Consider the following 25053-nt stretch of genomic DNA (forward strand, 5'->3'; position numbering starts at 1 on the left):
TTGCCCCGTTCCCGGAGTGGCTGGGTGCTGCGGGGGAGCCGCACATATCCAGGGGCGCGGGGAACTGCGTGACAAGCCCACCACCGGCGGGCGGGCAAGCACGCACCGCAGGGGGCACTCACCCAGGGGCGCGGGGAACTGCGCTCCCCCAGGGCTTCGCCTGGGAGGTGCCCCCATCCGCCAGAGCCGGCGGTCAGACGAGGACGAGGCAGCCACCCCGCAGGGGAGCGCACGGAACCACGACGGCGCACCCCCTCCCCGCCGACACCCCACCCGTTGAGTTGACTAGTAAGTGATTGACCACTAACTTGGTCCGCATGGCAAGGATGAGCGCCGAAGACCGACGCGTCAGCGTCATCAGCGCGGCAATGAGCGAGTTCGCCCAGGGCGGCTACAAGGGCACGTCCACCGAAGCGATCGCCCGCCGCGTAGGCGTCTCCCAGCCGTACCTGTTCCGCCTGTTCCCCAACAAGCAAGCCATGTTCATCGCGGCCGCCGAACAGTGCCTCGCCCAGACCCGCGAGGTCTTCGCCCACGCCGTGGAGGACGTACCCATCGAGGGGCGGCTGCCCGCGATGGCCGCGGCGTACCAGCAACTCCTCCGGGACGACCCGGAGAAACTGCAGATGCAGATGCAGATGTACGCGGCGGTCGCGGCGGCCGAAGCCGCCGGCGACCACGACTTCGGCTCGACCCTCAGGACGTCCTGGCAGCAGATGTGGGACGAGGTCCGCACCGCGCTGGGCACGGACATCGACGAGACGACGCAGTTCTTCGCGTACGGAATGCTGATCAACACGTTCGTCTCGTTGGGCTTCCCGCCGGGTCACCGGAACTGGGAGGGCTTCTACGTGGAGGCGAGGCCCGAGTGACCGGGGCCGAGCAGGCCCCGGTGCCGGCGGGCATATTTTTTTGACCTCGTAACTTAGTGACCAATAACTTACTATCGAGCGCGGCACCTACTGCCGGCGAACGCAACAGGGGGTAGCAACGATGAGTACCGCAGAGCAGCAGCCGCAAGGCCGTACGGAGGCACCGGCACCGGAGGAGAAGAAGGGGCCGGGGCTCGGGTGGGCCCTGGTCATCACGAGCGTCGCGGGCTTCATGGCCGCGCTGGACAACCTGGTCGTCACCACCGCGCTGCCCTCCATCCGCAAGAGCCTCGGGGGAGCGCTGTCGGACCTGGAGTGGACGGTGAGCGCGTACACCCTCACCTTCGCGGTGCTGCTGATGTTCGGCGCCGCGCTCGGCGACCGCTTCGGCCGGCGCCGGCTCTTCCTCGTCGGGATCACCATCTTCACCGGCGCGTCGGCCGCCGCCGCGCTCTCCTCCGGCATCGACGCGCTGATCGCCGCACGGGCGCTGCAAGGCGTGGGCGGCGCGATCATGATGCCGCTCACCCTGACCCTGCTGACCGCGGCCGTCCCGAAGGAGAAGCGCGGGATGGCGTACGGGATCTGGGGAGCCGCCAACGGCCTCGCGGTCGCCTGCGGCCCGCTGATCGGCGGCAGCCTCACCCAGCACATCTCCTGGCACTGGATCTTCTGGCTGAACGTCCCGATAGGCCTGGCCCTGCTGCCGCTGGCCCGGCTGAAGCTGCGCGAGTCCTACGCACCCGACGCCCGGCTGGACTTCCGCGGCACCGCACTGATCAGCCTCGGCCTGTTCGGCATCGTCTACGCCCTGGTCAGCGCGAACGACCACGGCTGGAGCAGTGCCCGGGTGCTGGCCGGACTGATCGGCGGCGGCATCCTGGTGGCGGCGTTCGTCCGGCACGGCTTCACCGCGAAGCGGCCCATGGTGCCGATGCGGATGTTCGCCAACCGCGGCTTCGCGGCGACCAACGCGACCAACATGCTGATGTTCATCGGCATGTTCGGCTCGATCTTCCTGCTCAGCCAGTTCCTCCAGACCGTCGTCGGGTACGGGCCCACCGAGGCGGGGCTGCGGATGCTGCCCTGGACCGGTATGCCGATGATCGTGTCGCCGTTCGCGGGCTACCTCGCCGACCGGATCGGCGGGCGGGTGGTCGTCGCCACCGGGCTGGCCTTCCAGGCCATCGGCCTCGGCTGGTACGCGTCGGTGGTCTCGACGGATGTCTCCTACGCCGCGCAACTGCCCGCGCTGATCATCAGCGGCGTCGGGATGGCGCTGTTCTTCGCCCCCGCCACCACCCTGATGATGGGCGCGGTGAAGGAGTCGGAGCAGGGCATCGCCTCCGGTACGAGCAACTCGCTGCGCGAGGTCGGCGGGGCGCTCGGCATCGCGATGCTCAGCACGATCTTCTCCTCGCACGGCGGCTACCAGTCCCCGACGGCCTTCGTGAACGGCATCACCCCGGCACTGTGGGTCGGCGCGTCGGTCCTGGCGCTCGGGATGGTCGCGGCGCTGTGCAACCCGACGCGTCGGGCGCTCGCCGCGAAGGGCGCGGCGCAGGGCGCGGAGGGCCCGCGGGACGCGGCCGAGCCGGCGCTGAGCGCGCGGTAGAGGTAGATCCCGGCCCGGGGGCAGCCGGACACGGAGCCTGCGTTCCACGCGGGGAACAGAACGTTCCTCGCGGGGAACGTAGGCTTTCCGCGTGGATGTCGTGGATACAACGGAGAACGCCCGGCTCGCGCCGCTGACCACCTTCCGGTTGGGCGGCCCGGCCCGGCGGCTGGTGACCGCCAGGACCGACGAGGACGTGGTCGCGGCGGTACGCGAGGCGGACGCGCGCGGCGAGCCGGTCCTGCTGATCGGTGGCGGCAGCAACCTGGTGATCGCCGACGAGGGCTTCGAGGGCACCGCCGTCCGGATCGCCACCCGGGGCGTGGAGCTGCACGGCACCGCCCTGGAGCTGGCGGCGGGCGAGGTGTGGTCCGACGCGGTGACCCGGACCGTCGAGGCGGGCCTGGCCGGGGTGGAGTGCCTGGCCGGCATCCCGGGCTCGGCCGGTGCGACACCGATCCAGAACGTGGGAGCGTACGGCCAGGAGGTGTCGTCCACGATCACCGAGGTGGTCGCGTACGACCGGCAGCGCGGCGAGGTCGTCACGCTGCCGAGCGCCGAGTGCGCGTTCGCCTACCGGTTCAGCCGTTTCAAGGCGGACCCGGCGCGGCACGTGGTGCTGCGGGTGCGGTTCGCGCTGGAGGACGCGGGCGGGCTGTCGGCGCCGCTGAAGTACGCCGAGACCGCGCGTGCGCTCGGCGTCGAGGCCGGCGACCGGGTGCCGCTCGGCAGGGCCCGCGAGACGGTGCTGGCGCTGCGGGCGGGCAAGGGGATGGTGCTCGATCCCGCGGACCACGACACCTGGTCCGCCGGGTCGTTCTTCACGAACCCGGTGCTGAGCGCGGCCGAGCACGCGGAGTTCCTGGTGCGGGTGAAGGAGCGGCTCGGCGCGGAGGTCATTCCGCCCGCGTATCCGGCCGACGCCGACCATGTGAAGACCTCCGCGGCCTGGCTGATCGACAAGGCCGGGTTCACCAAGGGGTACGGCACCGGGCCGGCCCGGATCTCCACGAAGCACACGCTGGCGCTCACGAATCGTGGTGCGGCCACCACGGCTGATCTGCTGGCGCTCGCCCGTGAGGTCCGTGACGGCGTCCACGACGCGTTCGGCGTCACGCTGGTCAACGAGCCGGTATTCGTCGGCACGGCTCTCTGACCGCCGGGGCCTGACCGCCGGGGCTTGACCGCCCGTGCTGCCCCGTCCTGCCGGTTCCCGGACCTCGCGGTCGTGATGGGTGGCGCGCGAAAGCTCTCCCCCAGAGCTTCGCCTGGGAGGTACCCCCACGTGCCCCCCAGGGACCCCGGAGGGTCAGGGGGCCGCCCACCGGGTGATGCCTGACAGGAGGCGGTCGCGGACGTCCTTGGGGGCGCGGGAGGCCCGGACCGACTGGCGGGCCAGCTCCGCCAGTTCGGGGTCGGAGAAGCCGTGGGCGTCGCGGGCGAGGTCGTACTGGGCGGCGAGGCGGGAGCCGAAGAGGAGGGGGTCGTCGGCGCCGAGGGCCATGGGCACGCCGGCGTCCCAGAGGGTGCGCAGGGGGACGTCCTCGGGTTTGTCGTAGACGCCGAGGGCGACGTTGGAGGCCGGGCAGACCTCGCAGGTGATCCCGGAGTCGGCGAGGCGGCGCAGCAGGTAGGGGTCCTCGGCGGCGCGGACGCCGTGCCCGACCCGCTGGGCGTGCAGGTCGTCGAGGCAGTCGCGGACGCTGGAGGGCCCGGACAGCTCGCCGCCGTGCGGTGCGGCGAGCAGGCCGCCCTCGCGGGCGATGGCGAAGGCCCGGTCGAAGTCCCTTGCCAGGCCGCGCCGTTCGTCGTTGGACAGGCCGAAACCGATCACGCCCTGGTCGGCGTAGCGGACCGCGAGGCGGGCCAGGGTGCGGGCGTCCAGCGGGTGCTTCATCCGGTTGGCGGCCACGATGACGGCCATGCCCACCCCGGTGTCGCGGGAGGCGGTCCGCACCGCGTCGAGGATGATCTCGATGGTGGGGATCAGCCCGCCGAGCCGGGGCGCGTACGAGGTCGGGTCGACCTGGATCTCCAGCCAGCCGGAGCCGTCGGCGGCGTCCTCCTCCGCGGCCTCGCGCACCAGCCGCTGGATGTCCTCGGGCGTGCGCAGGCAGGAGCGGGCGATGTCGTAGAGCCGCTGGAAGCGGAACCAGCCGCGCTCGTCGGTGGCGCGCAGCTTCGGGGGCTCGCCCGAGGTCAGCGCCTCCGGCAGGTGCACGCCGTGCTTGTCGGCCAGCTCCAGCAGAGTGGTGGGCCGCATGGACCCGGTGAAGTGCAGATGCAGATGTGCTTTGGGCAGCTCGCGGATCTCGCGTGCCGTCGTCCCTACCTCGCGTGCCATCTGTAGATCCTGCTATACGTCGGCCCCCGCCCGGAACCATTTTCTCCGAACGGGGGCTTGCCCGAAAACGCGAACGGGTGCGAACGGGCACGGAAGGCGCGCGAAACGCGCCCGGAAGCGGAGGGCGCCGAACCAGCCGAACTAGTCGGTGGCCTCGCCGAGCAGCTTCTGAATCCGGGAGACGCCCTCGACCAGGTCCTCGTCGCCGAGCGCGTAGCTCAGCCGCAGGTAGCCGGGCGTGCCGAACGCCTCACCGGGCACCACCGCGACCTCGGCCTCGTCGAGGATCAGGGCGGACAGCTCCACCGAGGTCTGCGGGCGCTTGCCGCGGATCTCCTTGCCGAGCAGGGCCTTCACCGACGGGTAGGCGTAGAAGGCGCCCTCGGGGACCGGGCAGAGCACGCCGTCGATCTCGTTGAGCATCCGGACGATGGTCTGCCGGCGGCGGTCGAACGCGGCGCGCATCTCGGCGACCGCGGACAGGTCGCCGCTCACCGCGGCGAGCGCGGCGACCTGCGCCACGTTGTTGACGTTGGAGGTGGCGTGCGACTGGAGGTTCGCGGCGGCCTTGACCACGTCCTTGGGGCCGACGATCCACCCGACCCGCCAGCCGGTCATCGCGTACGTCTTGGCGACGCCGTTGACCACCAGGCACTTGTCGCGCAGCTCGGGCACGATCGCGGGCAGCGAGGTGAACTTCGCGTCGCCGTAGACCAGGTGCTCGTAGATCTCGTCGGTGAGCACCCACAGGCCGTGCTCGACCGCCCAGCGGCCGATCTCCTCGGTCTCGGCCTCGCCGTACACCGCGCCGGTCGGGTTCGACGGGGAGACGAAGAGCAGCACCTTGGTCCGCTCGGTGCGGGCCGCCTCCAGTTGCTCGACCGACACGCGGTAGCCGGTGGTCTCGTCGGCGACGACCTCGACCGGCACGCCGCCCGCGAGCCGGATCGACTCGGGGTAGGTGGTCCAGTACGGAGCGGGCACGATGACCTCGTCGCCCGGGTCGAGGATCGCGGCGAACGCCTCGTAGATCGCCTGCTTCCCGCCGTTGGTGACCAGGACCTGCGAGGCGTCCACCTCGTAGCCGGAGTCGCGGAGCGTCTTGGCGGCGATGGCGGCCTTCAGCTCGGGCAGGCCGCCGGCCGGCGTGTAGCGGTGGTACTTCGGGTTCCGGCACGCTTCCACGGCCGCCTCGACGATGTAGTCGGGGGTGGGGAAGTCGGGCTCGCCGGCGCCGAAGCCGATCACCGGACGCCCGGCGGCCTTGAGGGCCTTGGCCTTGGCGTCCACGGCCAGCGTCGCGGATTCGGAGATCGCCCCGATGCGGGCCGATACCCGCCGGTCGGTGGCGGACGGTGCGGAGGGTGTGGCGGAGGGAGTGGCTGCGCTCATGACTGCATCGTCCCAGACCCGGCCCGGGCCCGGCACCTGTGTTGGCCGGGCCCGTTCGGCTCTTTCGGGTGCAAGGCGTTCGACGGGGCGGCCCGGACCACGTACACTCATCGGTCGGTGGCCTTCCCGTCGTACCGTTGCGGTACGTTGGGGGTGTCAGCGTAGGGTCGTAGCTCAATTGGCAGAGCACTGGTCTCCAAAACCAGGGGTTGTGGGTTCGAGTCCCTCCGACCCTGCTCCACACGTCCGACGGTGGGCGTGGGCGCAGGTAGCAGACAGAAGCACTCGCCGTACCGCGCGACGGGCGCGGCATGGCCACGACCCGGAGTCAGGTGAGGACGAGTGACTGAGATCACGGACTCCGTTGAGGTCCCTGCTGAGGACGACAAGGAGACCGACAAGAAGCCCCGCCGCGGTGGTAAGCGCGGTAAGAAGGGCCCGCTCGGTCGTCTCGCGCTCTTCTACCGTCAGATCGTCGCCGAACTGCGCAAGGTCGTCTGGCCGAGCCGCAATGACCTGTCGACGTACACCACTGTGGTGATTGTGTTCGTTGTCGTCGTCATCGCGTTCGTCAGCGTGGTTGACTACGGTTTCGAGAAGCTTGTCTCGTACGTCTTCGGATGAGCCTTCCCTCGTAACCGCGGCCCGCTCCGGATTCCACGGCGGCGAGCCGTATGTCCCACCCTTTGAGAAGTCAGGAAGAAGCAGTCACCGTGTCTGACCCGAACGTGCACGATGCCGACGTCGCCGACGAGTCCGTGCAGGACGAGGACTCCGCACTCGACATCGTCGACGCTGCCGACGGCGACATCGACGAGGCCGAGGCTGCGGACCTGGCCGCGGGGGAGCCTGTCGAGCAGGGCGCGGTGCACGACGTGGCCCCCGAGGCCCCCGAAAAGGCCGAGGAAGCCGCTGACGACGACCTGGGCCAGGCGGACGCGGTAGCCGCGAACGCCGCCGCTCACGCCGAAGAGGCTGACGACGAGGCCGCGGCCGAGGACGAGGTCGAGGACGACGAGGCGGAGGACGGCGCTGAGGACGACGCCGACGCCGAGGAGGCCGCTGACGCTGACGCCGACGCTGCCCCCGCCGCCGAGCCGGTCGACGCGGTCGCCGCGTTCCGCGAGGAGCTGCGCACGCTGCCCGGCGAGTGGTACGTCATCCACACCTACGCCGGCTACGAGAACCGCGTGAAGTCCAACCTTGAGCAGCGCGCCGTCTCGCTCAACGTCGAGGAGTACATCTACCAGGCCGAAGTGCCCCAGGAAGAAGTAGTCCAGATCAAGAACGGCGACCGGAAGACCATCCGGCAGAACAAGCTCCCCGGCTACGTTCTGGTCCGCATGGACCTCACCAACGAGTCCTGGGGCGTCGTCCGCAACACCCCCGGCGTCACCGGCTTCGTCGGCAACGCCTACGACCCCTACCCGCTGACGCTGGACGAGATCGTCAAGATGCTCGCCCCCGAGGTGGAGGCCGCGGCCGAGGCCGCGGCGATCGCCGAGGGCACCGCCCAGCCGCGCAAGGTCGAGGTCCAGGTGCTGGACTTCGAGGTCGGCGACTCGGTCACCGTCACCGACGGCCCCTTCGCCACCCTCCAGGCGACGATCAACGAGATCAACCCGGACTCCAAGAAGGTCAAGGGCCTGGTCGAGATCTTCGGCCGCGAGACCCCGGTCGAGCTCAGCTTCGACCAGATCCAGAAGAACTAGCCCCACCCGCCTTCCGAAAGAACCCCCGGCCCACGGATTTCCGTAGCCCGGGGGTTCTTTGGCATGCGGGGTCGTACGATCGCACGGTGAGCTACGACATCTACTTCGTACCGGCTCGGTCGGAGTACTCCTGGGACGAGATCATGGAGGAACGGGAAGCTGCGGCGGACCTGTCCCGGGGAGTCCCGGCGGCCCTCGTCGAAGCGTGGGACCGCATCACACCTCAGGTGGAGGCCATCACGGGTGAGCTCGAGCTTTCGCGGAGTGCGGATGCGCTTCAGTTGAGCGAGGAAGGCACGGGCATCGACCTGGCGATCTTCGATGACGAGGTCAGCCTGGCCGTTCCGTATTGGCACGACGGGGACGGGGCCGCTCGGGTCTTCCGCACGATCATGGCCATCGTTTCGGTGGTCGAGCGGGAGACCGGACTCGTGGCCTTCGACCCACAGACCCAGAAGCGGTTCCTGGCGTCGGTCGAGGCCGCCGTCTCCGTCATGTCGGCCAACACGCGGGATCTCCGCAGCCGTTACGGAGATTGACGTCATGGCAGAACCCCCGGCCCACGGATTTCCGTAGCCCGGGGGTTCTTTGGCGTGCGGGGGTTCTTCGGGTGGCGCGTGGGCGGTCAGGACGCGTGGGTGGTCAGGAGGCGTCGGTGGTCAGGACCGGGAGGTAGCCGTCGGCGTGGCCGGTGGCGGTGGGGTGGTAGGACTCCCAGGTCGGGCTGATGACCAGGGAGTGCAGCCAGTCGTCGCCGGAGCACAGCTCGTGGCCGTTGAAGGTGGTGCGCACGTCGCCGAAGGTGAAGCCGTGCGCGGCGGCGCGGGCGGAGATGGTGGAGTCGAGCAGGTCGGCGGCCTCGTTGAGCTTGTTGTGCTTGGTCGAGGAGAGGCCGAGGCAGAGCGTGTTGAGCTTGTAGAGGTGCGGGTAGTCGAGGACGACGACCTTCGCGGAGGGCGCCTTCGAGCTGATCGCGCTGTACACGGCGTCCAGCCGGCCGGGAAGCGTGTTCTGGATGTAGCTCTCGGCGGTGTTGACCCGGCTGACGCAGGTGTCGTCGGACCCGGTCACGCAGGTGGTGATCACGTCGGAGAAGCCCGCGTCATCGCCGCCGACGGTGAGGCTCACCAGACCGGTCGAGGCGTTCAGAGAACCGAGCTGGTTGTTGATCACGTCCGTGGTCACCGCACCGGAGCACGCGGCGAACGTGAACGAGGACGGGCTGTGCGCGCCGGCCCACAGGGCAGGGTAGGCGCTGTTGCTCCGGTGGCAGTCACCACTGGAACTGATGTAGTTTCCGGCGCCGTTGCCGGCCGCGTACGAGTCGCCCAGTGCGACGTACGCCGGTCCGGCAGCTTGTGCCGGTGCCGCCAGCAACATCGCTGCCACCAGGGCGAATGCCACGGCGGCAAGGGCGGTCAGGGACTTGGTCAGTCTCACGAAACCTCCAAGGGCAGGATCGCTGCGACACCTTGGTACCGCGCGGTAGCTTCGCTTGGGAAGTGTCCATGCCAAGAATTCTCCCCGCGTAGACCTGAGTGTCAGTCAGTGGTACCCGAGAAGCAGGTGTGTTGGGGAGCGGCACGTGAGACGCGTGGGGGCGTACTGGGGTGTTAGGGGGTCGTGCTGGGGTACGGGGTTGCGGCAGGGCGATGCCGGGCGCCGTGCCGACGGTTCAGACTGGGGTGCGAGCTTGCGGGAGTGCGCCAAAACGGGCGCCGTGCCGACGGTTCAGCCGTCGGTCCGCTGCTTGCGGCGGGAGACCACTTCGGTGAACGACCGCCGGGGCGGCCGCGCGGTGATGTCGCCGCCGCGGGACTCGCCGGCCAGCCGTACCCGCAGGATCGTCGGGCTCTCCGGCTCGGCCGGGCGGATCTTGATCTCGCCGCTGCCGCGTTCCAGCCCGTCGGTGTCGACGACGATCCCCGGCCTGGTCACCAGCAGCAGGTTCCCGCCGACCCGCAGATTGAGGTCCACGTCAAGGGTGTTGTGGGTGATGACCGCGGCCGTGAAGTCGAGCTTCGCCTCGCAGAACATCAGCCGGATCTCCATCCGGCGCGGCACCAGCCAGCGGCCGGCCCGTGAGACGTCCCCGAACCGCTGGTCGATCCGGATCAGCTCGGCGGCCTGCGGCGGCATCCCGTCCGAGGGCAGATCCGCGGTGAGCCGGGCGAGTTCGCCGACGGTGCGCGAGGACAGCGCGGCGTCCAGCCGCTCGTCCAGCTCCTCCGCGGTGATCCGCCCGTCGCCGGCGGCCACTTGGAGGATCTCCACGACCTGGTCCCGTTCCCTGTCGGACGCCCGCAGATCCGGCGCCGCACTTCGCCCGGGTACTCCGTCGACGGGCCCGGCTTCATCAGTCATGCGGGCAATTCTGCTGCGCGGGCCGAGGCTCGGGCAACGTACGGCGTTCAGGTGCAGCGGGTGAGTTCCAGGGCGAGTTGGGAGGCGAGGAACCAGGGCGCCGCCTCCCGGTCGCCGTAGGGCATGTACGTGTCCGCGGAGTTGACCAGGGCGCCGGTGGGGGAGGGGGTGACGAAGCCGCCGAAGACGCCCCAGACACGGGGTTTGCGGGAGCGGACGTAGAGGGGCGCCGCGAGGTGGGGGCAGTGGCGTACGGCCAACTCCGCGCAGGGGTGGCAGATCGGCGGCTTCGTGGTCAACGTGCCCTCGATCGGCTCCGGTTCGGCGCCGCCCTCCTCCCGCGGCGGCGCGGCCGGGATCAGAAAGAGCCAGCCCTTGGCCGTACGGTCCGCCGGCCCCCGCACACCTGGCACAACTTGCACAGCGCGGCGACCCGTTGGCGGTGGGAGCTCATGGCCCGGTAGTCGGGCCGCCCGGCCCCCACGGCCTCACTCATCCGCGCCCACAGCACCCCGTGCCCGTCCCGATCCGCGGCGACCTCGTCCTCGTACGCCAACCCCGAACCGTCCGGCTTCACGACCAGCCCCGCGGTGCTGACGGATTCCCCGGTCCAGCGAGCCACATACGGCACGGGCAGCCGCCCCGGCCCCCACGTAAGGAGGGCGGGTGGGGCGGAGGTTGCGGAAGTGGTGGTGGAGGCAGCGGTCATGGCGGGTCCTTCTCGGGGGGAGGGCGGGTGAAGTGGCTTCCGACCAGGGCCGATTGCCCTGACGGCCCTTCAATCGTCCGGCCACGGAAAACCCGAGAGCAAGCAAGTTCGTAAATTTCGCCCCGAACGGCATATGTGTTGCCGTACGCTCCGAGTGACGGACGACGGACTGTCCGTTAACGGCTCGGAGCTCTTGCGCCGAACTCGTAGACTCGGAACCTGGGGAGGCAGACTCATGGCGGCACCGACCGGACCCACCGTTCGGCGAATGCAACTCGGCGCGGAACTACGCAGGTTGCGGGAAAAGGCTCGATTCACCCTCGCGGAGGCGGTCAACGAGCTGGACCTCTCCATCACCAAGCTCTACCGGGTGGAGAACGGCCTGACCGCTCTCAAGTCGACCGCCGAGCTGCGAGTTCTCCTTGAGCGGTACGGAGTTGAGAGCCAGGACGACATCGACTTCCTCGCGGAGATCCACCGTGACTCCCTCAACCGCGGCTGGTGGTCGCAGTACCGCAGCGTGATGCCGTCCGGCATGGCGATGTACGTGGGGCTGGAGACGGGAGCCCGCGCGATCCGTGCGTGGCACCCGAGCGTGGTGGTCGGCCTCTTGCAGACCGAGCGCTACGTGCGCGAGATGCTTCAGGTCGCCAAGCCCGTCGAGGAGCACACCACGGAGTTCGTCGAGCGTCACATCCGGCTACGGATGGAGCGCAAGGAGCGCCTTACGGGTAAGGACGGCCGCCTGGAGCTGTGGGCAATCCTCGATGAGGCGGCCCTGCGGCGGAAGATCGGCGGTCCGGACGTCATGCGAGAGCAGTACGAGGAGATCATCCGACTGACGAAGCTCGATAATGTGACGGTCCAGATTTTGCCGATGGACAGCGCGACGTATCGGTCCAGCTTCAACTTCAACCTGCTGGAGCTCGACGCTCCGCAGCTCACGGTCGTACAGACTGACGGGTCCGAAGGGTCGAACGTCAGTGACAAGGACACCATCGTCTGGGCGTTCACCCGCAGGTTCGACGCACTACGGGCGGGAGCCATGGCTCCCGGCGAGACGCCGACCTTCCTGCATCGACTAGCCGGAGAGATCTGATCCACATGAGGCACCGCATGGCACCTGACGTTGCGCCCGAACAGGCTTGGTTCAAGTCGACGCACAGTTCGGAGAACGGCACGGCCTGCATAGAGGTCGCCGATCTCGCCCCCACCGGGCAGGTGGCCGTGCGGGACTCGAAGGACAAGGCCGGCCCGGCCCTGCTCTTCCCGGCGGAGTCGTTCGCCGCGTTCGTGGATGCCGTGCGCGGGGGGCGGTTCGGCGGCTGAGCCGCTCGGGAAGCGCCCCCTCCCTTCCACTTTCCGGCAACTGCCCTCCCAGAACAAGACTGCAGTTTTCACGGTCAAACCGGGACACTTGCCCGCGGGGGTGGTGGCACGCGCCGCTTCCGACGGGAGGTGCCGCATGGCAGAGATCTGGGACCCGCACGGCAGCCTGCACCGGATGCTGTGGATCGGGGGAGCGCAGTGGTGCGGGAAGAGCACCGTGGCCGAACTCCTCGCCCGTGAACACGGGTTGACGGCGTACCACTACGACTACCACGATGCCCGCGGTCACCAGGACCGCGAGGTCGCGCGGCGGGTCGCGCGGGGGGAACCGCTGGGGGAGCGGACACCCGACGAGAGGTGGGTGGACCGGAGCCCGCGGGAGATGGCCGAGGAGGCGCTGGCCGGGTTCCCGGTGCGGTTCGAGTGGGTGCTGGACGACCTGCGCGCGCTGTACTCGGGCCGCCCGGCGATCGCCGAAGGCTGGGGGTTGCGGCCGGAGTTGGTCGCTCCGCTGCTCGACTCACCCGGGCGGATGGTCGTGCTCGTCCCGACAGAGGACTTCCGCCAGCACCAGATCCGTACGTTCCCGCGCGCGGGCCGGCTCGGCGTCCCGGTCCGCGACCCCGACCGCGCGCAGGCCAACCGGGTCGCCCGTGACCGTATGGTCGCCGAGGACGCGGCACGCGGGGCCCGGCGGCTCGGCGTCCGCGTCATCGAGATCGACGGCTCGCTCGACGCGGCGGGGGTGGCGGCGGAAGTGGCCGAGCAGTTCGCGCCGTACCTGGAGCTGTACGCGTAGAGCTGCCGGTCGTCAGAGGTTGCGTTGCGGCCGGCCGGTCGATGGCCCGAGGCTGACGTGGTGCCGCCGTGGTGAAGCGGAACGTCTACTTCACGCCGCGCCGTCGGCGCGTTCGGCGAACAGGTGGTCCGCAAGGTGCGCGCGGGCTTCCCGTACGGTCACCGTGTTCTCGGTCGTGGAGTAAGCGTGCGCGCATCCGTGTACACGGGCTTCGGTGTGCGCGAGCCGTGGCCGAGTCCTCCGCTAGGTGAGCCAAGAGGCTCGGAATAAGGCTCTTATGTTCTAGAATGTGCGCCACGTCGTGGCGGTCATCCGGCAGTTCGGCCGCGTTGATCCGCGTGGGCCGGAAGTCACCTCCGCTCACGCCCGACCGGCACACTGGAGGAGCCTTGAGATCGATGATCGCCCCATCGGAGAACGGTGCAGGCGGCGAGCGGGAGGACCACATGCCTGAGACGGATGCCTGGCGGGAAGTCGTTCGGGAGGCGGCGGAGGAACTCGGGCACCGTGACCCGGGTATCCCGCGCACCGTCGCCGGCATCCAGGATGCCTTGCGGCCCGAGCTTCGCGACGAGTTCCTCGCGGAGTTGGGGACGCTGTCCGACGGTGGCCCCTTCGAGGTGTTCCTGGACCACTGGTGGACGCAGGTCGTGGTGGACGCCGCCACTGATGAGCAGGGCCGGGATGCCGCGCTGGATTTCGCGGACCTGGCGGTGTCGCTGCGCATCCTGAGCGACGGGCGTCCTCCGGTGCCCACGGCCGAGGTCGAGGCCCTGATCAGTTCCTTCGGCACGGCGGAGGCCCAGTGAGGTACACGATCATCTGGGAACGCGCAGCCAAGGACGGGATCAACCGACTGCGTCAGAGGGACGGCGACGCGGTGAAGCCGTTCATCCGGGCCATCAACGGCTTAGCCGTGAACCCGGAGCCACCGGAGAGCAGCAAACTCGGCGGGTCGCGCGTCCGTCGTCTGCGCGTCGGCAGATACCGGGCGACGTACGAAGTCGACGGCGACAGGATTGCCGTTCACCTCGTCCTGGTGGGCAGCGTCCCCGCATAACCGCCCTTCGGGCGCAGGCGTCAGGGTGGAATCCCGCCTCGGCCCAGCCGCACCCGGGCCGCTACTTCCCGGACTGCCGGCTGAACTTCGCGATGGCGGGGTCGGTGACGGGGGTGAAGAAGTTGACGAGGTTGCCGTCGGGGTCGCGGAAGAGGAGTGCGCGGTTGCCCCAGGGCATCGTGGTGGGCTCGTTGACGAAATCCGCTTCGTCGATGAAGCCGGCGAGGTCGCGGTAGGTGGCGTCCACGTCGTCGACGAGGAACTCGATGATGACGCTGCGGTTGGCGGCGGGCTCGGCGGAGCCGGGTGCGAAGAGGGGGACGGTGCGGGTGCTGCCGATGGCGAGGGTGGCCGCGGGGGTGCGGATCTCGGCGAAGTCCTCGGTGGCCCAGTCGGCCGGTACGCCGGTGACGCGCTCGTAGAAGGCGACGAGGCGGGCGATGTCGTCGGTGATGACGCGGATCGAGACGAGGTTCATGGGGTCGCTCCCGTAAGTCGTCGGGTGCCGTCGGTGGCGGCGGGTTCGGCACCGGTTGGTGCCTCTGACCACACGCTATGGCGGATACCGGGCAGAATCCGCCCGCTATCCGGGGGAGAATCGGGGGCATGGCCCGACCCATCGCCCGCGTGCTCACCCTGCTGGAACTCCTCCAGTCCGGCGGCATCCGCACCGTGGGCGAGCTGGCCGACCGGCTCGGCGTGGACGAGCGCACTGTGCGGCGCTACGTCGACCACCTGCTCGACCTCGACGTGCCCGTCGAATCGGTCCGCGGCCGCTACGGCGGCTACCGGCTCGGCCCCGGCTACCGCATGCCCCCGCTCATGCTGAACGACGACGAGGCGCTCGCCGTACTCCTCGGCCTGGTCGCGGGGCGCCGGGCCGGCCTGGCCACGGCCGCGGGCACGGCGAGCGAGGCCGCGGCCGGCGAGACCGCGGCGGCCAAGATCCGGCGGGTACTGCCCGAGCGGCTCCGGGCCCGGCTCGACACCGTGCTCGGCTCCCTCGCCTTCACCGGGCCGGGCGGCGAGGAAGCGGCGGTGCCGGACACCACCGTCCTGCTCGCGCTCGCCGACGCGGTGAGCCACCACCGCCCGGTCGCCCTCCGCTACACCACCGCCGACGGCCGGCGCGGCGAGCGCACCCTGCGCCCGTACGGCCTCGTCGCCCACGCGGGCCGGTGGTACGTCGCGGGCGCGGCCGAGCCGAGCGGCGAGGACCGCACGTTCCGGTTGGACCGCATCGCGGACGTACGCACCCTGCCCGGCGCGTTCGAGCCGCCCGCCGACGTCGATCCGGCCGCGCGCGTCCTGACCGGCTTCGCCACCGCGCCGTACCGGTACGAGGTGGTGCTGCGGATCGCGGGCACCACCGAGCAGATCCGCGCCCGCCTGCCCGCGTCCGTGGCGGTCGTGACGGCACCGCCGACCCCGGCGACCGCCTCGGAAGAACCGGACGACCCCGCCCACTGGCCCCGCGTCGAGCTGCACGTGGAACGGCTGGACTGGCTGCCCGGCGTACTCGCCTCGCTCGACCTGCCGTTCGCCATCGAGCGCCCCGACGAACTCCGCGCCCTGGTCACCGCCCTGTCCGACCGCCTCCACCACTCGGCCCACCGCCGCCCGCCCGGGGTGACGTAGCGGCATCGCGGCCGCCGCCGCATGGTGCCGGGGCTTACGATTTCAGGGCGCGCCCCGATACCCGCTATCGTGGTGCGGTATGCCTGCTCGCAGGCATGAACACTCTCAACAAGACCCGGAGAGAGCAATGCCTCCCAAGAAGAAGAAGGTCACGGGGCTGATCAAGCTCCAGATCAACGCCGGTGCGGCCAACCCGGCGCCGCCGGTCGGCCCCGCGCTGGGCCAGCACGGCGTGAACATCATGGAGTTCTGCAAGGCCTACAACGCGGCCACCGAGTCGCAGCGCGGCATGGTGATCCCGGTGGAGATCACGGTCTACGAGGACCGTACCTTCACGTTCATCACCAAGACCCCGCCGGCCGCGAAGCTCATCCTCAAGGCCGCGGGCGTGGAGAAGGGCTCCGGCGAGCCGCACGTCAAGAAGGTCGCCTCGCTCAGCCGTGAGCAGGTGCGGGAGATCGCCACCACCAAGCTCCCCGACCTGAACGCGAACGACCTGGACGCCGCGGAGAAGATCATCGCGGGTACGGCTCGTTCCATGGGCATCACCGTCCAGGGCTGACGCCTCGCTCACGGGTACCCGCCGACGCGGCGGCCCGGAGCACCCCCCGGCAGTGAGTGGCAGGGCCTGCTCGGCTCGGACCACGACTCCAAGACAACGTAGGAGCAGCAAGTGAGCAAGCGCAGCAAGTCTCTCCGCGCTGCGGACGCCAGGATCGACCGGGAGCGCGTGTACGCGCCCCTGGAGGCCGTCCGTCTCGCCAAGGAGACCGCGACCACCAAGTTCGACTCGACCGTCGAGGTCGCCTTCCGCCTGGGTGTGGACCCGCGCAAGGCCGACCAGATGGTCCGTGGCACCGTGAACCTTCCGCACGGCACCGGCAAGACCGCCCGGGTCCTGGTCTTCGCGACCGGTGACCGTGCTGCGGCCGCGGAAGCCGCGGGAGCCGACATCGTCGGCTCCGACGAACTGATCGACGAGGTGTCGAAGGGCCGGCTCGACTTCGACGCCGTCGTCGCCACCCCGGACCTGATGGGCAAGGTCGGCCGGCTGGGCCGCGTGCTCGGCCCGCGTGGTCTGATGCCGAACCCGAAGACCGGTACGGTCACCCCGGACGTGGCGAAGGCGGTCACGGACATCAAGGGCGGCAAGATCGAGTTCCGCGTCGACAAGCACTCGAACCTGCACTTCATCATCGGCAAGGTCTCGTTCGACGAGACCAAGCTGGTGGAGAACTACGCGGCGGCGCTGGACGAGGTCCTGCGCCTCAAGCCGTCCGCGGCCAAGGGTCGTTACATCAAGAAGGCGGCCGTCTCCACCACGATGGGCCCGGGCATCCCGCTCGACTCGAACCGCACCCGCAACCTCCTCACCGAGGAGGACCCGGCCGCCGTCTGACGGCAACCGGGCAGTGCGGTGGCCGGATGATCCGGCAGTAGCACCGCGGCGCCCCGTTCCCCCGGATTCCCCGGGCGGAGCGGGGCGCTCGCCGTTTACAGTGGGGCGCCGTCCGTGACGCGAGGTCGCGGGCGAGGAGGCAACCAGGGGTGGGGACCACACGATGCGATCAACTGCGGCTGCCTGCTGCGTTCTTGCGGTGGCGGCACTGCTCGCCACGGCCGGATGCGGCAGCCCGCACCACGCTGGTGCGGCGGCCGGCCCGGGGGGACACGCGGGGACGGCGAACCCCGAAGCGAAACCCCCGGCGCGGGCAACGGCGACAGCAACGGCGACGCCGAAGCCCGCGGCGCCGCAGAATGCGGCCGGCCAGACCGTCATGCTGATGGTGAAGCGGGTCGACGCAGATCGCTCCGCGCTGATCGTCTCGACCCAGGAGCACGCCAGCGGCACGGTCATCATGACCGGCACCCAGTCGTGGGGGAGCGCGGGCGGGGGCATGGACCTCACGGTGCCCCCGGCCAAGATCGGCCTGGCGAAGCTCAACCACGCGGCCCGGGCCGAGGTCCGCCTGGTCGGCGGCGCGGAGTACGTCCGGGTCGATCCGGCCTCCAGCGGGCCGTTCAAGGGCAAGAGCTGGCTGCGCTACGCGGGTGCCACGGCGCTCGGGGGAGACGCGGCCGACACGCTGGACCGGACGGGCACACAGAGCCCGGTCGACTTCCTGCGCACGCCGGCCGCCTCCGACGGCGTCACCCGGGTCGGGCGCGAGACGATGCTCGGCAAGCAGACGACCCACTACCGGGGCACCTTCACCACCGACCCCACGCTCCGGAAGCGGGGCGTGCCCGCCACCGCGGGGTTCGACCTGTACGTGGGTGACGACGGGCTTCCGGTGATGCTGGTCCGCAACTTCGAGGGTGAGTTCACCACCACCGAGTTCCAGAGCTTCGGTGGCGTCCACGCCGTCGCCGTGCCTCCTGCCGCGCAGACCGCGGACACCTCCGCGAGTTTCGGGCCCACCCACCCGGACTCCGCCTGACCCGGCCCTGTCCTGACCCGGATCCGCCAATCCGCGGGTCGGCCTCGGCTCGGCTTTGACTCGACTCCGTCCGGACCGACGCCCGTCCTCCCAGCGCTCTCACGAATTGAGGAAACCCATGCGAACCCCCGTTGCCGTCGGCTGCGCTCTCGCCGTGGCGGCACTGCTCGGCACGTCGGGCTGCGGCCCCCACTCCGCGCACGCGACATCGCGCTCTGGGCGGCCGACGCCTACGACGACGTCGCCGACAACCACCGCGACGGCCACGGGCACGGCAGCCACATCGGCCGCCGGCGGCGACAGTGCGGCGAGGCGCGCACTGCTCGCCGCGGCGAACCTGGTCGAGGCGAAGAAGTCCGCCGACTTCACCACCGACGCCGACTTCTTCGGCAAACGCTCCACCGAGTCGGGCACCTACACATGGGGGAACGGCGAGGTGTACGGCGACGTCAGGGTCTCTCCGGCCGCGGTCGGTATGCAGAACCTCAGCCACGCCAAGACCATCGAGCAGCGCCAGATCGGCAGTTCCAGCTACTTCCGCGTCGCCCTCCGGGGGAGGCACTGGGTGAGGATCGACATGTCGGCGTACCTGGGCGCGGACGGCGCGAAAACCGCCGCCTCGGCGGACGGAGACCCCGCCAGCCTCCTGCGTCAACTCGCGGCCACCGCCGACCTGCGGCAGGTCGGGACAGCGACGGTGGACGGCAAGAGCACCACCGACTACCAGGGGCACGTCCCGGCGTCCTCCGCCGACAGGAAGAAGGGCCTGGTCGAGCCCACGCTGGTCGACGCGTGGCTCACGGGCGACGGAACCCTGGTCCGCTCTCGGCAGGACCGCAACCTGACGACGGTGACCATGGACTACAAGCGGTTCGGCGGCGCCAAGGCCATCACCGCTCCGCCCGGATGGGACGTCACCGACATCACCGACACCGTCCAGGCCCAGCGGCAGCAGGCGCTGAAACCGTCGTCCTGAAACCGCAGCCCCACCGCCCGACCTCGCAGTTGCCCAGCGCTACCGAATCCAAGGCCCCAGGGGGACCATGAGAACCGTTCGTACCGTCGGCCGCACCACCGCGGTCACCCCGGCCCTGCCCGCCCTGGCCGCCTACGGGGGTTCACCGCGCCACGCGCCCGCGGGCAGCCGCACGGCGAAGCCCGCCGCCGCTTCCGCCACGGTCCCCGCCTCCGCCGTGGCGCGCTGAAACAGGACCCGCCTCGGCGACGGCGGCAGCGTGGAGACCCGGTCGGCGGCCGGTGTCTTCTACGTCAGCATCGGTGGGGCCGTGGCCAAGGCGAACGGCGGCCGGCCGCGGCCCGGACGGCGCCCCACCCCGTTTCGTCCCGCCCGGCCGGAGGCGATTTGCTCCGGGGCGTCCCGCTCCCGTACTCTCAGGACGAAGCCAAAGACCGCAGGTTGTCGCCGTGCCCGGGAACGGGTGGGGCGGCCGAAGGATTCCGCTCGGTGCGGACGGCCCGCGTAGGTGACCGGAAGAAGATCTCCGTGAGTGTGCAAGCGCTCCCGTCGAGTTCCGCCCCGTGCGCCCGCGCTCGGGGCGTTTGCTTTTTCGCGCCAGTCACGTCCCCTTCGTCAACCGGGCGGTCCGCAATCACCCGGAAGGAGGCCGAGACTCATGGCGAGGCCCGACAAGGCTGCCGCGGTTGCCGAGTTGACGGATCAGTTCCGCTCCTCGAACGCCGCAGTGCTGACCGAGTACCGCGGTCTCACCGTGGCGCAGCTCAAGACGCTGCGCCGTTCGCTCGGTGAGAACGCCACGTACGCCGTGGTGAAGAACACGCTGACCAAGATCGCGGCCAACGAGGCCGGGATCAACACGCTCGACGACCTGTTCGCAGGTCCGTCGGCCGTCGCCTTCGTGACCGGTGACCCGGTCGAGGCGGCGAAGGGTCTGCGCGACTTCGCCAAGGACAACCCCGCTCTCGTCATCAAGGGCGGTGTCCTTGACGGTAAGGCGCTGTCCGCCGACGAGATCAAGAAGCTTGCGGACCTCGAGTCCCGCGAGGTTCTGCTCGCCAAGCTGGCGGGCGCCATGAAGGCCAAGCAGTCCCAGGCTGCCGCGCTCTTCCAGGCGCTCCCGTCGAAGTTCGTCCGCACCGCGGAGGCGCTTCGGGCCAAGAAGGCCGAGGCCGAGGCAGAGCAGGGCGGTGCCGAGTAACTCGGCTCGCACAATGACCGCCGCCTGACCCGTATCCGTACGGAGCGGGAGCGGTCGCCGCGGGCCCGATGTATGCCCGCCGACATGTACACCACGGCACCAGCCGAATGAATGGAAGGACGCCATCATGGCGAAGCTCACCCAGGACGAACTGCTCGCCCAGTTCGAGGGCCTCACTCTCATCGAGCTCTCCGAGTTCGTGAAGGCGTTCGAGGAGAAGTTCGACGTCACCGCCGCCGCCCCGGTCGCGGTCGCCGCTGGTGGTGGCGCTGCCGCCGCCGTCGCCGACGCGCCGGAGGAGAAGGACGAGTTCGACGTCATCCTCACCGCCGCCGGTGACAAGAAGATCCAGGTCATCAAGGTCGTGCGCGAGCTGACCTCGCTCGGCCTGAAGGAGGCCAAGGACCTCGTGGACGGCGCCCCGAAGCCCGTCCTGGAGAAGGTCACCAAGGAAGCCGCGGAGAAGGGCAAGGAAGCCCTCGCGGGCGCCGGCGCCTCGGTCGAGGTCAAGTAACACCTCACCGCGCTTCTGCTCCACCCGCCGTAGGGCGGCCACCCGATCGGGTGGCCGCCCTCGGTCGTTTTCGATCCCCGCGAGGCTTGGGCCTTGACGGATGGCACGCAGCGCGCAATTCTCAGGACGCGCTGCCACACGCGGTCACCCGATCCCGCACACATCCGCCGCACACTTCCTGGCGAGCCGGATGCATGGATCGTCGGCGAACCGGGAATGGATGCGATGGTGGTTGAGTGACCGGTTCCGGCCGGGCGCGCAGCAGGCAGGACAGGATGACGGAAGCGGCACCCGGGCTCCGAGGGCCGGGCGACGCGGACGATGAGACAGGCGGAGGGGGCGACGATTCGGTACTCCGAATCTCAGCCTGGACATCAGTGGGCCAAGTGGCTACACTGACCCTTTGCGCTGCCTGTTAGCTGCTGCCTGGCCCGTCACCAGGGGTATGCCCGTGTCCGAGCACTCGTGAGGAAGCCTGTCATCAGGGCTTTTCTCTTCCGCTCGGGTTCGGTCCGGTACGCGCGTAGTGAGTCCGAGCCCTCGGAAGGACCCCCTCTTGGCCGCCTCGCGCAACGCCTCGACCACCAATTCGAACAACGGCGCAAGCACCGCCCCGCTGCGCATCTCTTTCGCGAAGATCCGTGAACCGCTCGAAGTTCCGAACCTCCTCGCGCTCCAGACCGAGAGCTTTGACTGGCTGCTCGGCAACGCCGCGTGGAAGGCCCGTGTCGAGGCGGCCCTGGACAGTGGGCAGGACGTCCCCAGGAAGTCCGGTCTGGAGGAGATCTTCGAGGAGATCTCCCCGATCGAGGACTTCTCCGGGTCGATGTCCCTCACGTTCCGTGACCACCGCTTCGAGCCGCCGAAGAACTCGCTCGACGAGTGCAAGGAGCGCGACTTCACCTACGGCGCCCCGCTCTTCGTCACCGCCGAGTTCACCAACAACGAGACCGGCGAGATCAAGTCCCAGACCGTCTTCATGGGCGACTTCCCCCTGATGACGAACAAGGGCACCTTCTGCATCAACGGCACCGAGCGTGTCGTCGTCTCGCAGCTGGTCCGCTCGCCGGGTGTCTACTTCGACAGCTCCATCGACAAGACCTCCGACAAGGACATCTTCTCCGCCAAGATCATCCCGTCCCGGGGTGCCTGGCTGGAGATGGAGATCGACAAGCGCGACATGGTCGGTGTCCGCATCGACCGCAAGCGCAAGCAGTCGGTCACCGTCCTGCTCAAGGCGCTCGGCTGGACCACCGAGCAGATCCTCGAGGAGTTCGGCGAGTACGAGTCGATGCGCGCCACCCTGGAGAAGGACCACACCCAGGGCCAGGACGACGCGCTGCTGGACATCTACCGCAAGCTGCGCCCGGGCGAGCCGCCGACGAAGGAGGCCGCCCAGACCCTGCTGGAGAACCTCTACTTCAACCCGAAGCGCTACGACCTGGCCAAGGTCGGTCGCTACAAGGTGAACAAGAAGCTCGGCAGCGACGCGCCGCTGGACGCCGGCGTGCTCACCACCGACGACATCCTCGCCACGATCAAGTACCTGGTGAAGCTGCACGCCGGTGAGACCGAGACGGTCGGCGAGTCGGGCCGGTCGATCATCGTCGAGACCGACGACATCGACCACTTCGGCAACCGCCGCATCCGCAACGTCGGCGAGCTGATCCAGAACCAGGTCCGTACGGGTCTCGCCCGTATGGAGCGGGTCGTGCGCGAGCGCATGACCACCCAGGACGTCGAGGCGATCACGCCGCAGACCCTGATCAACATCCGGCCGGTCGTCGCCTCCATCAAGGAGTTCTTCGGCACCAGCCAGCTGTCCCAGTTCATGGACCAGACGAACCCGCTGTCGGGCCTGACGCACAAGCGCCGGCTCAACGCGCTCGGCCCCGGTGGTCTGTCCCGTGAGCGGGCCGGCTTCGAGGTCCGTGACGTGCACCCGTCGCACTACGGCCGGATGTGCCCGATCGAGACGCCGGAAGGCCCGAACATCGGTCTGATCGGCTCGCTCGCCTCCTACGGCCGGGTCAACGCGTTCGGCTTCATCGAGACGCCGTACCGCAAGGTCGTCGACGGCCAGGTCACCGACGACGTCGACTACCTGACCGCCGACGAGGAGGACCGCTTCGTCATCGCGCAGGCCAACGCGCCGCTGACCGAGGAACTGCGGTTCGCCGAGTCCCGCGTGCTGGTCCGCCGCCGTGGCGGCGAGATCGACTACATCCCCGGCGACGACGTCGACTACATGGACGTCTCGCCGCGCCAGATGGTGTCGGTCGCGACCGCGATGATCCCGTTCCTGGAGCACGACGACGCCAACCGCGCCCTGATGGGCGCGAACATGATGCGCCAGGCCGTGCCGCTGATCAAGGCCGAGGCGCCGCTGGTCGGCACCGGCATGGAGTACCGCTGCGCGGTCGACGCCGGCGACGTGATCAAGGCCGAGAAGGACGGTGTGGTCCAGGAGGTCTCCGCCGACTACGTCACGGTCACCAACGACGACGGCACGTACACCACGTACCGGATCGCCAAGTTCTCCCGCTCCAACCAGGGCACCTCCTTCAACCAGAAGGTCGTCGTGGACGAGGGCGCCCGCGTGGTGGCCGGACAGGTGCTCGCCGACGGCCCGTCCACGGACGAGGGCGAGATGGCCCTCGGCAAGAACCTGCTGGTCGCGTTCATGCCGTGGGAAGGCCACAACTACGAGGACGCGATCATCCTGTCGCAGCGCCTCGTGCAGGACGACGTGCTCTCCTCGATCCACATCGAGGAGCACGAGGTCGACGCCCGCGACACCAAGCTGGGCCCCGAGGAGATCACCCGGGACATCCCGAACGTCTCCGAGGAGGTGCTGGCGGACCTCGACGAGCGCGGCATCATCCGGATCGGCGCCGACGTGGTGGCCGGCGACATCCTGGTCGGCAAGGTCACCCCGAAGGGCGAGACCGAGCTGACCCCGGAGGAGCGGCTGCTGCGCGCGATCTTCGGCGAGAAGGCCCGCGAGGTCCGCGACACCTCGCTGAAGGTGCCGCACGGCGAGGTCGGCAAGGTCATCGGCGTGCGCGTCTTCGACCGTGAGGAGGGCGACGAGCTGCCGCCCGGTGTCAACCAGCTGGTGCGCGTGTACGTCGCGCAGAAGCGGAAGATCACCGACGGCGACAAGCTGGCCGGCCGGCACGGCAACAAGGGCGTCATCTCCAAGATCCTGCCGGTCGAGGACATGCCGTTCACCGAGGACGGCACCCCGGTCGACATCATCCTCAACCCGCTCGGCGTCCCGTCCCGGATGAACCCGGGCCAGGTGCTGGAGATCCACCTCGGCTGGCTCGCGAAGCAGGGCTGGGACGTCTCCGGTATCGCCGAGGAGTGGGCCAGCCGGCTCGACGCCATCGGCGCCGGCCGGGTGGAGCCCGACACCAACGTGGCCACGCCGGTCTTCGACGGCGCCCGCGAGGACGAGATCGTCGGTCTCTTCGAGGCCACGGTCCCCAACCGCGACGGCGACCGGATGGTGAAGTCCTCCGGCAAGGCCCGGCTCTTCGACGGCCGCTCCGGCGAGCCGTTCCCGGAGCCGATCTCCATCGGCTACATGTACATCCTCAAGCTGCACCACCTGGTGGACGACAAGCTGCACGCGCGCTCCACCGGTCCGTACTCGATGATCACCCAGCAGCCGCTGGGTGGTAAGGCGCAGTTCGGCGGGCAGCGATTCGGCGAGATGGAGGTGTGGGCGCTGGAGGCTTACGGCGCCGCGTACGCACTCCAGGAACTGCTGACCATCAAGTCCGACGACGTGCTCGGCCGCGTGAAGGTCTACGAGGCCATCGTCAAGGGCGAGAACATCCCCGAGCCCGGCATCCCCGAGTCCTTCAAGGTGCTCATCAAGGAGATGCAGTCGCTCTGCCTCAACGTGGAGGTGCTGTCCAAGGACGGCATGTCCATCGAGATGCGGGACACCGACGAGGACGTGTTCCGTGCGGCGGAGGAGCTCGGCATCGACCTGTCCCGGCGCGAGCCGAGCAGCGTCGAAGAGGTCTGACGGGCCGGCCCGTCCGGCCTCCAGCCGGACGGGCTCTCCCGCGAC

The 25053-nt window shown here is 69.7% G+C and carries 26 protein-coding genes and 1 tRNA gene; 21 read left to right on the forward strand and 6 right to left on the reverse strand.

Going from position 1 to position 25053, the window contains the following annotated elements; genetic code table 11:
* The first annotated feature begins 326 nt into the window (after positions 1-326).
* The 3 genes from OG370_RS25250 to OG370_RS25260 all read left to right on the forward strand — a co-directional run bounded on the left by OG370_RS25250 (position 327) and on the right by OG370_RS25260 (position 3643).
* Positions 327-872, forward strand: coding sequence for a TetR/AcrR family transcriptional regulator (locus OG370_RS25250; RefSeq protein ID WP_328468019.1), 546 nt, complete (start codon positions 327-329; stop codon positions 870-872).
* Positions 873-993: 121 nt separating this feature from the next.
* Entirely contained in the window at positions 994-2487 is a 1494-nt protein-coding gene (locus OG370_RS25255) for a DHA2 family efflux MFS transporter permease subunit (RefSeq protein WP_328468021.1), read from the forward strand.
* Between the two features lie 100 nt (positions 2488-2587).
* Entirely contained in the window at positions 2588-3643 is a 1056-nt protein-coding gene (locus OG370_RS25260; protein ID WP_328474396.1) for a UDP-N-acetylmuramate dehydrogenase, read from the forward strand.
* A gap of 153 nt (positions 3644-3796) precedes the next feature.
* Here OG370_RS25260 and OG370_RS25265 read toward each other — a convergent pair whose 3' ends face one another.
* A complete protein-coding gene (locus tag OG370_RS25265; RefSeq protein WP_328468023.1) occupies positions 3797-4831 on the reverse strand; it encodes an adenosine deaminase in 1035 nt (344 codons plus the stop codon).
* Between the two features lie 141 nt (positions 4832-4972).
* The gene (locus OG370_RS25270; protein ID WP_328468025.1) at positions 4973-6223 is read right to left on the reverse strand and encodes a pyridoxal phosphate-dependent aminotransferase; all 1251 of its coding nucleotides are present in this window, start codon (positions 6221-6223) and stop codon (positions 4973-4975) included.
* A gap of 163 nt (positions 6224-6386) precedes the next feature.
* Here OG370_RS25270 and OG370_RS25275 point away from each other — a divergent pair.
* The 4 genes from OG370_RS25275 (at position 6387) to OG370_RS25290 (ending at position 8474) form a co-directional block, all read left to right on the forward strand.
* Positions 6387-6459 (forward strand) — tRNA-Trp (locus OG370_RS25275).
* 106 nt (positions 6460-6565) lie between these two features.
* A complete protein-coding gene (gene secE, locus OG370_RS25280; RefSeq protein WP_202235495.1) occupies positions 6566-6847 on the forward strand; it encodes a preprotein translocase subunit SecE in 282 nt (93 codons plus the stop codon).
* A gap of 89 nt (positions 6848-6936) precedes the next feature.
* Complete coding sequence (gene nusG, locus OG370_RS25285) at positions 6937-7935, forward strand: transcription termination/antitermination protein NusG (protein ID WP_328468029.1); 999 nt, start codon at positions 6937-6939, stop codon at positions 7933-7935.
* An 86-nt stretch (positions 7936-8021) separates the two neighbouring features.
* A complete protein-coding gene (locus OG370_RS25290; protein WP_328468031.1) occupies positions 8022-8474 on the forward strand; it encodes a hypothetical protein in 453 nt (150 codons plus the stop codon).
* A 103-nt stretch (positions 8475-8577) separates the two neighbouring features.
* Here OG370_RS25290 and OG370_RS25295 read toward each other — a convergent pair whose 3' ends face one another.
* The 3 genes from OG370_RS25295 to OG370_RS25305 form a co-directional block, all read right to left on the reverse strand.
* Entirely contained in the window at positions 8578-9315 is a 738-nt protein-coding gene (locus tag OG370_RS25295) for an SGNH/GDSL hydrolase family protein (RefSeq protein ID WP_328474398.1), read from the reverse strand.
* Between the two features lie 351 nt (positions 9316-9666).
* Complete coding sequence (locus OG370_RS25300; protein ID WP_328468033.1) at positions 9667-10299, reverse strand: DUF1707 SHOCT-like domain-containing protein; 633 nt, start codon at positions 10297-10299, stop codon at positions 9667-9669.
* 47 nt (positions 10300-10346) lie between these two features.
* Positions 10347-10703, reverse strand: coding sequence for a hypothetical protein (locus OG370_RS25305; RefSeq protein ID WP_328468035.1), 357 nt, complete (start codon positions 10701-10703; stop codon positions 10347-10349).
* Between the two features lie 540 nt (positions 10704-11243).
* On the opposite strand from OG370_RS25305, the gene OG370_RS25310 reads away from it, so the two are divergent.
* From OG370_RS25310 to OG370_RS25330, 5 genes are all read left to right on the forward strand, one after another.
* Positions 11244-12107, forward strand: a complete 864-nt coding sequence (locus OG370_RS25310) for a helix-turn-helix domain-containing protein (protein ID WP_328468037.1) — start codon at positions 11244-11246, stop codon at positions 12105-12107.
* A gap of 17 nt (positions 12108-12124) precedes the next feature.
* Positions 12125-12337, forward strand: a complete 213-nt coding sequence (locus OG370_RS25315) for a DUF397 domain-containing protein (protein ID WP_328468039.1) — start codon at positions 12125-12127, stop codon at positions 12335-12337.
* Between the two features lie 136 nt (positions 12338-12473).
* The gene (locus OG370_RS25320; RefSeq protein WP_328468041.1) at positions 12474-13136 is read left to right on the forward strand and encodes a hypothetical protein; all 663 of its coding nucleotides are present in this window, start codon (positions 12474-12476) and stop codon (positions 13134-13136) included.
* Positions 13137-13582: 446 nt separating this feature from the next.
* Positions 13583-13945, forward strand: coding sequence for a hypothetical protein (locus tag OG370_RS25325; RefSeq protein ID WP_328468043.1), 363 nt, complete (start codon positions 13583-13585; stop codon positions 13943-13945).
* Entirely contained in the window at positions 13942-14196 is a 255-nt protein-coding gene (locus tag OG370_RS25330; RefSeq protein ID WP_328468045.1) for a type II toxin-antitoxin system RelE family toxin, read from the forward strand. Before OG370_RS25325 ends, OG370_RS25330 begins: the two co-directional genes overlap by 4 nt.
* A 61-nt stretch (positions 14197-14257) precedes the next feature.
* Here the strand turns inward: OG370_RS25330 and OG370_RS25335 are convergent, their stop codons facing one another.
* Positions 14258-14674 (reverse strand): VOC family protein, encoded by a 417-nt coding sequence (locus tag OG370_RS25335; RefSeq protein ID WP_328468047.1) that lies wholly within the window; start codon positions 14672-14674, stop codon positions 14258-14260.
* A gap of 128 nt (positions 14675-14802) precedes the next feature.
* Between OG370_RS25335 and OG370_RS25340 the strand changes: the two genes are divergently transcribed.
* The 9 genes from OG370_RS25340 (at position 14803) to rpoB (ending at position 25008) form a co-directional block, all read left to right on the forward strand.
* Positions 14803-15834, forward strand: coding sequence for a helix-turn-helix transcriptional regulator (locus tag OG370_RS25340; protein WP_328468049.1), 1032 nt, complete (start codon positions 14803-14805; stop codon positions 15832-15834).
* 127 nt (positions 15835-15961) lie between these two features.
* Positions 15962-16396, forward strand: coding sequence for a 50S ribosomal protein L11 (gene rplK / locus OG370_RS25345; RefSeq protein ID WP_103886934.1), 435 nt, complete (start codon positions 15962-15964; stop codon positions 16394-16396).
* A 111-nt stretch (positions 16397-16507) separates the two neighbouring features.
* Positions 16508-17233, forward strand: coding sequence for a 50S ribosomal protein L1 (rplA, locus tag OG370_RS25350; RefSeq protein WP_202235500.1), 726 nt, complete (start codon positions 16508-16510; stop codon positions 17231-17233).
* 385 nt (positions 17234-17618) lie between these two features.
* On the forward strand, positions 17619-18275 hold the full coding sequence (locus tag OG370_RS25355; protein WP_328468053.1) for a hypothetical protein: 657 nt from the start codon (positions 17619-17621) through the stop codon (positions 18273-18275).
* 118 nt (positions 18276-18393) lie between these two features.
* Positions 18394-19251: a hypothetical protein gene (locus OG370_RS25360; RefSeq protein WP_328468055.1), complete on the forward strand. Its 858-nt coding sequence runs from the start codon at positions 18394-18396 to the stop codon at positions 19249-19251.
* Between the two features lie 67 nt (positions 19252-19318).
* On the forward strand, positions 19319-19480 hold the full coding sequence (locus tag OG370_RS25365; RefSeq protein WP_328468057.1) for a hypothetical protein: 162 nt from the start codon (positions 19319-19321) through the stop codon (positions 19478-19480).
* Positions 19481-19909: 429 nt separating this feature from the next.
* Positions 19910-20452: a 50S ribosomal protein L10 gene (rplJ, locus tag OG370_RS25370; RefSeq protein ID WP_328468059.1), complete on the forward strand. Its 543-nt coding sequence runs from the start codon at positions 19910-19912 to the stop codon at positions 20450-20452.
* Positions 20453-20579: 127 nt separating this feature from the next.
* The gene (gene rplL, locus OG370_RS25375; RefSeq protein ID WP_328468062.1) at positions 20580-20966 is read left to right on the forward strand and encodes a 50S ribosomal protein L7/L12; all 387 of its coding nucleotides are present in this window, start codon (positions 20580-20582) and stop codon (positions 20964-20966) included.
* A gap of 556 nt (positions 20967-21522) precedes the next feature.
* Positions 21523-25008, forward strand: coding sequence for a DNA-directed RNA polymerase subunit beta (gene rpoB / locus OG370_RS25380; RefSeq protein ID WP_328468064.1), 3486 nt, complete (start codon positions 21523-21525; stop codon positions 25006-25008).
* Positions 25009-25053: the final 45 nt, after the last annotated feature.

Origin of the sequence: Streptomyces sp. NBC_00448, from assembly GCF_036014115.1 — a bacterium.
In the GTDB taxonomy this organism is placed as follows: Bacteria; Actinomycetota; Actinomycetes; order Streptomycetales; family Streptomycetaceae; genus Actinacidiphila.